Here is a 6803-nt window from a genome sequence, read left to right as displayed (position 1 = left end):
GATGAAGACTGTTCAGTGTCGGCCGGGGACCTGGAAGTTGAAAACGCCGGTGTCGAAGCGGTTGTAGGCCTCGTAGTGGACAAGCTCGTAGAGGCGGCACTCTCCACTTCACGGGCAAGGTCTGGGCGTCAGCAGATCCCGATCCCTCGAACTCTCCAGCTTCAGTCGATGAGGTCGAGAGCGGCGCCGACGATGGAGTCGGTGTCGATGCCGTGGTATCGGTAGACGTCCTGGAGGTCCCCGACCTGGCCGAACTTGCTCACCCCGAGGGCTGCGCCGGGCACGTTGTTGATGCCGGTGAGGAAGGCGAGGGTGTGGGGGTGGCCGTCGAGGACCGTCACCATCGGAGCCGCCCTGTTGGCGGGGAACACCTGGTCGAGGATCGACGTTGGGCCGTCGGCCAGTCCGCGCCGGGCCTGAAGGGCTTCGAAGAGGAGGCCGGGACTCGTGACGCACACGACGTCGGCCGCGATGCCCTGCTGGGAGAGCCGGTCTGCGGCTGCCAGCGACTCGGGGATCATCGCCCCCATCCCGACGATCGTCACCTGCGGATCAGCCTCCCGGCGCAGCGGGTAGGCGCCGGCGACGACCTGCTTCCGCCGGCGTTCCCGGGCGGCGGCATCTGAAGGGACGGCCGCCAGGGTTTGGTCGACCGGACGGGTCGAGAGCCTGAGGTAGGCCGACTTGCCGTCGGGCCGTCCCAGGCGGGAGATCGAGGCAAGAAGGGTCCACTCGACATCGATCACGAAGGCCGGTTCGTAGCTGATGCATCCGGGCTGTTCGAGCCCGATCGAGGGGGTCTTGATGGACTGGTGGGCCCCGCCTTCGGCAGCCAGGGTGACCCCGGACGGCGTGCCGACGAGGATCGACTGGCCCCCTGCGTAGATGCCGTACGACCATGGCTCCAGGGCACGTTCCACGAAGGGGTCGTAGAGCACGCCGATCGGGAACAGCGGCTGGCCCCAGCGGGACCAGGTCGCGCCGAGCTCGCCGATCAGCCCGACGAGGTTGGTCTCGGCGATGCCCAGCTCAATGTGCTGGCCGGAGGGGGATTCGCGCCAGTGCATGATCGTCTCCGCGTCGTCGGCGAACCAGTCGCGGCGCTCGTCCGGGGACCAGACCCCGACCTTGTTCAGCCAGCCGGCGAGGTTGGTGGAGGAACTGACGTCCGGGCTGATGGTGACTACGCGCTTGGCTACCTCGGGTGCCTGACGGGTCAGGTCGAGGAGGGTGCGTCCGAGGGCAGCCTGGGTGGTCGCCGTGCCGGAGGCAGGGGTCCTGCCCATGTCCGCCGGGACAGCCGGGGTCGCCAGTAGGTGCTGCTCCTCCCTGGCAAGCCGTTCGGCGGCCGCGCGGCAGAGCAGCCCGGCGGCAGAGGAAGGCTCGAAACGCGACCACGGATCGGCCGCGTCCATGCCCAGATCACCCGCGAGCTGCTCGTACTGCGGGATGGTCAGCAGCGATGAGTGGTTCTGCGGGTGGCCCTCGGTGGGGAGTCCGTAGCCCTTGATGGTGTAGGCGATGATGACGGTCGGGCGGGTGTCGTCGATCTGGGCGTAGGCGGCGCGCAGGGCATCCAGGTCGTGGCCGCCGAGGTTTCGGATCGCGCGGACGAGGGTGCCGTCGTCGATGTCGCCGATGAGCGAGGCGATCTCGTCGGATCCGGCCCCGTCTCCCGGCAGGCGCCTGCGCACCTCTTCGGCATTGCAGCGCAGGAGCCGCTGGTACTCGGGGTTGGGCATGTCGAGGATCCGGGCGCGCATGGCGGACCCGCCCGGGCGGGTGAAGAGCTGCTCGAGCAGCTTGCCGAACTTGACGGTGATCACCTGCCACCCGGCTGCGGCAAACATGCTCTCGATGCGCCCGGCGGCGATGTTCGGCACGACCCGGTCCAGGGACTGCCTGTTGAGGTCCACGATCCACACGATCTCGCCCAGCTCTGCCACCGACGGGTCGAGGATGGCCTCCCACACCGCTCCCTCGTCAAGCTCGGCGTCGCCCACGAGGGAGTACTGGCGGCCGCGTCCCGCATCGCGGAGCTGGGTGTGGACGTACCGGCGGGCGATCGCGCCCCAGATGGGGGCGGTGGCCCCGATGCCGACGGACCCCGTGGAGTAGTCGACGGGATCCGGGTCCTTCGTCCGGCTCGGATAGCTCTGGAGACCCCCGAACTCCCGGAGTGTGGGCAGGTAGGACTCGTCCAGCTCGCCCAGGAGGTAGTTGATCCCGTGGAGCACGGGCGAGGCGTGCGGCTTGACCGAGACGCGGTCTCCCGGCTGGAGCTGCTCGAACCAGAGCGAGGTCATGATCGACACAATCGAAGCGCACGAGGCCTGATGACCTCCGACTTTCAGGCCCGACGGGTTGGGCCGGACACGATTCGCGTGGTGCACCATCGACGTCGACAGCCACAGCACCCGCTGCTCGACCTCTGCAAGCACCTCTGTGGGCGATCCGCCGGCCAGCACTTGCTCTGCCTGTTCGATGGTGCGAGGGGAATTCATCTTCATGTCCTTGCCTGGGGGAATCTTCAAGCCCATCCGTCGAATCGGCTGGGCTGGCATCGGCGCATCCAGGACGTCGTGGTCGCATGCGCCGAGCCGAGGTCTACCAGGAAATCGGTAGTGAGAGTTTGAGATCTGTGTGCAAATCTCCGAACCAGTGGACCATGATGGGACAGTTGCGACAATTGCCCTTCGGAAAGTTCATCATTCTGCACGCGGAGGCCGCTTGCGGCCAGGTAGGAGGTTGGCAGTATGCCAAGGACGAACGCCGCCGTCGACCCGATCGACGCCCGGATCCTGGCGGCACTGAACAGGGATCCGCGCGCCACGGTCATCGCGTTGGCGGAAAGAACGGGACTCTCCCGCAACACTGTGCAGGCCCGACTGGGAAAGCTCGAGGGGCAGGGCGGCGTCCTCCAGGAGTTCGAGCGCCGAATAGATCCGGCCGCCCTCGGCTACCCGCTGAACGCCTTCATCCTCACCGCGGTGACACAGCAGAAGCTCGCCGCGATCGGGCGGGCCCTCGACGGGATCCCGGAAATCGTCGAAGTCCAGGGGTTGAGCGGAGTCACAGACCTGCTCGTCCACGTTGTCGCGCGCGACGCCGACGACCTCTACCGCATCGCCGGCCGCGTCCTGGACATCGACGGAGTCGAGAAGACTACGACGGCGCTCGTCATGAGGGAGCTCGTCCACTACAGGGTCTCCCCGCTGGTCCAGCAGCTGATCCAGCAGGGCTGACCGTTCCCGCTCGTGGGCAATCTGCCCACGAGCGCGGGGCCTCCAGCTATTCCGCTGGGCAGTCTGATGACCTCCTTCGCTGCCGATTGCCGGCCCCCGCGCATGATGCTTCACTGGGTGGCCAAGGTTCACTCGATCATGTGAACTCCGGCGATCTCCGCCACCATCCTCTGACCCCCGAGGGTGCTCCGACGCGTTTCACGGCACAGCCCCAATCGGGCTCTGCGGAGCTGCGCCGAACTGAAACACGAGACATTCAGACAAGAGCAGAGGACGCCTGTGAGTTCAGTCGCCGTCAACAGAAGGCCCGCCTCGTGGAGCACCGCTGCCGCCGCCTGCGCACCCGAGCCCTGCTCGGGTGCGCAGGCGGTGGTGCGCGCGTTGGAGGAACTCGGGGTCGAGTGCGTCTTCGGCATCCCCGGTGGGGCGATCCTGCCGGTCTACGACCCGTTGATGGACTCCCAGCGCCTCCGCCACGTGCTCGTCCGGCACGAGCAAGACGCGGGCCATGCGGCGGCCGGCTATGCCATGGCCAGCGGGAAGGTCGGAGTGTGCATGGCCACCTCCGGCCCCGGTGCGACGAACCTCGTGACGCCGCTGGCCGACGCCCACATGGACTCCGTGCCCGTCGTCGCGATCACCGGCCAGGTCCCCCGGTCGCTGCTGGGCAGTGACGCCTTCCAGGAGGCCGACATCGTCGGCATGACCATGTCGATTACCAAGCACAGCTTCCAGGTCACGGACGCCGGCGACATCCCGCGCATCCTCGCCGAGGCGTTCCACATCGCCTCCACGGGGCGCCCGGGGCCGGTTCTGGTCGACATCACGAAGGACGCCCTTCAGGCGGCGACCGCCTTCTCGTGGCCCCTCGAGATGCAGCTCGCCGGGTATCGCGTAAGCGCTCGGCCGCACCTCGCCCAGATCCGCGAGGCGGCCTCTCTCATCCTCTCCGCGTCGGCCCCAGTCCTGTATGTGGGAGGCGGGGTGGTGAAAGCAGACGCTGCCGCAGAGCTGCGGGAGCTTGCGTTGCTCACCGGGATCCCCGTGGTCACCACCTTGATGGCGCGCGGCGCCTTCCCGGACAGCCACCCCCTGCACTACAGGATGCCCGGAATGCACGGATCCGTCGCCGCCGTCGCCGCCATGCAGCGCAGCGACCTGCTGATCGCCCTAGGTGCGCGGTTCGACGACCGCGTCACAGGCCACCCCGAGTCCTTCGCCCCCAACGCGCGGGTCGTCCACGCCGACATCGACCCGGCAGAGATCGGCAAGAACCGTCCCGTCGACGTGCCCATCGTCGGGGACTGCCGCGAAACGATCCGATCCCTCGTCGATGCCTTGCGCCAAGAGTCCCCGCGGGCGGACCGACTCGCCCCGTGGCGTGCAGCCTTGGACGGGATCCGCGCAGCATATCCCCTCAGCTACGACCAGCCTGCGAACGGGATGCTGCCGCCTCAGCTGGTGATCGAGGCCGTCGGGAAGGCCGCTGGCCCAGGGGCCATCTTCGCCGCCGGCGTCGGGCAGCATCAGATGTGGGCCGCCCACCACATCTGCTTCGAAGAACCCCGGAGCTGGCTGAACTCGGGCGGTCTCGGCACGATGGGATACGCGGTGCCCGCAGCGATTGGCGCGAAGCTGGCCGCCCCGGCACGCGAGGTGTGGGCCATCGACGGGGACGGCTGCTTCCAGATGACCGGCAGGGAGCTCGCTACCGCCGCAATCGAGCAGATTCCGATCAAGGTGGCGATCATCAACAATGGGAACCTTGGCATGGTCAAGCAGCTCCAGGCGATCCACTTCGAGGAGCGCTACACGCAGGTGGACCTCGCCACCCACACCCATCGCATCCCCGACTTCGTCCTGCTCGCCGAGGCCTTGGGATGTGTAGCGCTGCGCTGCGAGCGAGAGGACGACGTCGACGCTGTCATCGCCCAAGCCCAGTCGATCAACGACCGCCCTGTGGTCATCGACTTCATCGTCAGCGACGAGGCCCTGGTCTGGCCAATGGTGGCAGCGGGAAGTAGCAACGACCACATCATGGCGGCCCAGGGGAACCGCCCGCTCTTCGACGAGGAATCAGATGATCTTCCTCATACCTGCACTTAGGGCCCGAGATCGCTGCGAGCACCACGGAACGCCGTACCCCGTCCGTCCGGTACGCCGATCATCCGCTGGGCCAAGATCCAAGATCGACGAGGTCGGCAAGAGGCTGTCGTCGAATCTCAGCCGCTGTCCCCACAGGGAGTCTGAAGCAGATCGAAGACAAGGAGGAACATGAGGAAAGATCGCACCAGAGCGCCCTACTCAGATGGGTTTTCGGAGAGCACGAGGGACTAACTAAATTCCAAAGAAGTGTGCCAGCCGAGCGACAAGCGATTCGGCAGCGTCACCCCGGAGGCTGTACAGCATCCCCTCCCGAGTGCGTTCCTGACGAACCAGACCCGTCGATCTCAGTTGCGCCATGTGGTGATGGACGGTCGGCTGCGACACCGCGAGGCGGGTGACGAATTCGGGACCCAGAAGCGGGCCGGTGCGCAACAGTGTGAGTATTTGTAGCCGGTGGGGATTCGACAAGGCCTTTATCTGGCCCAACACTTCGACAGGAATGACGTCTTGGTACCCAACCATGTCATCGTCTCGTACCCCGAATACGATAAGGACCCGGCCTTCGCCTTCGTCTATTCGAGAGGCCATGAACGGGTAGATGAAAACAGAAGGAGCAAGAATGATCTGATTCATCGCCAGAGCCGAGGAGAGGGTGTATCCCCCGGTGAGCGCCGCGACGCTGGCGACATTGGGCTGCATGGCGAGAAGGTCTCTCGCCGAGCCCGCCGCCCGCTCAGCCGCTACGCGGAAGCGGTCGACGTCGGGGGCGAAGACCTTCTTGAGATAACGCTCCAGGAACTGGACTATTCGCTCCTTCGATCCGGCCGGATCCTCCAGCACTTCGAGACTGGGGGCGGCGAATGCTCCGGAAAGCTCGTGGACCTTCGTTTGCAAGCCGGCCTTCTGGCCGGATCGGCCTCGGAGGACCGCCTCGTAGTACTCCAATGCCGCCTCCGAGGTCTCTCCCGTGTCGAGCATCAGCAGCGCACACTCTTCTGGAGACGCTGCTCGGAGGAGCTCGATGAAGTCTTCAGGCCCTGACTCAGTCTTCAGGGCTGGGAGAAGGCGGAGCAGCCCGAATCCGAGTGCAGTCTCGCCTCCCTCAAAGAACAGACGTCCTTCCGCATAGAGGAGAGGGCCCATTGCCTTCCGCGCAGTGAGGGCCCACTGTCTGGAGCGCTCGTAGGTGTGGGGGTTGTAAAGCGCCCGCAAGCTGACGAGGAAGTCGTAATTGGGGGAGGCGTGAACTGAGGTCAGAGAGCCGTCCAGGCCCTGAGACCTCGATTGCCCACCTCCATCTTCACCGACGAGTTTCACGTCGGCCCCTCCCTCCACCAGTATCGAATGACGTCGATTGTACAGGTGGACACGGCAGGGTCAACGCGAAGAGCCGCGTGCCCGGCATCCCGGCCTCTGACCTCAAAAGGAGCCGGATCAGTAAGCTTTTGCAGC

4 protein-coding genes are annotated in these 6803 nt (G+C 66.2%); 2 read left to right on the top strand and 2 right to left on the bottom strand.

Annotated features, from left to right (window positions below):
• Positions 1 to 161: 161 nt before the first annotated feature.
• Complete coding sequence (locus LK10_RS04725) at positions 162 to 2504, bottom strand: transketolase-like TK C-terminal-containing protein (protein WP_043120587.1); 2343 nt, start codon at positions 2502 to 2504, stop codon at positions 162 to 164.
• 252 nt (positions 2505 to 2756) lie between these two features.
• Here LK10_RS04725 and LK10_RS04720 point away from each other — a divergent pair, with 252 nt between their 5' ends.
• Together LK10_RS04720 and LK10_RS04715 are read left to right on the top strand one after the other, a co-directional pair.
• A complete protein-coding gene (locus tag LK10_RS04720) occupies positions 2757 to 3245 on the top strand; it encodes an Lrp/AsnC family transcriptional regulator (RefSeq protein ID WP_043120569.1) in 489 nt (162 codons plus the stop codon).
• Positions 3246 to 3524: 279 nt separating this feature from the next.
• Positions 3525 to 5351 carry an acetolactate synthase large subunit gene (locus tag LK10_RS04715; protein ID WP_197061851.1) on the top strand — a complete coding sequence of 609 codons (1827 nt, stop codon included), beginning with the start codon at positions 3525 to 3527 and terminating at the stop codon, positions 5349 to 5351.
• A gap of 231 nt (positions 5352 to 5582) precedes the next feature.
• Here LK10_RS04715 and LK10_RS20735 read toward each other — a convergent pair whose 3' ends face one another.
• Positions 5583 to 6668 (bottom strand): ArsR/SmtB family transcription factor, encoded by a 1086-nt coding sequence (locus LK10_RS20735; protein WP_052206967.1) that lies wholly within the window; start codon positions 6666 to 6668, stop codon positions 5583 to 5585.
• Positions 6669 to 6803: the final 135 nt, after the last annotated feature.

It is taken from the genome of Sinomonas humi (assembly GCF_000802235.1).
In the GTDB taxonomy this organism is placed as follows: Bacteria; Actinomycetota; Actinomycetes; order Actinomycetales; family Micrococcaceae; genus Sinomonas; species Sinomonas humi.
This window is presented reverse-complemented; position numbering and strand designations above follow the sequence as displayed.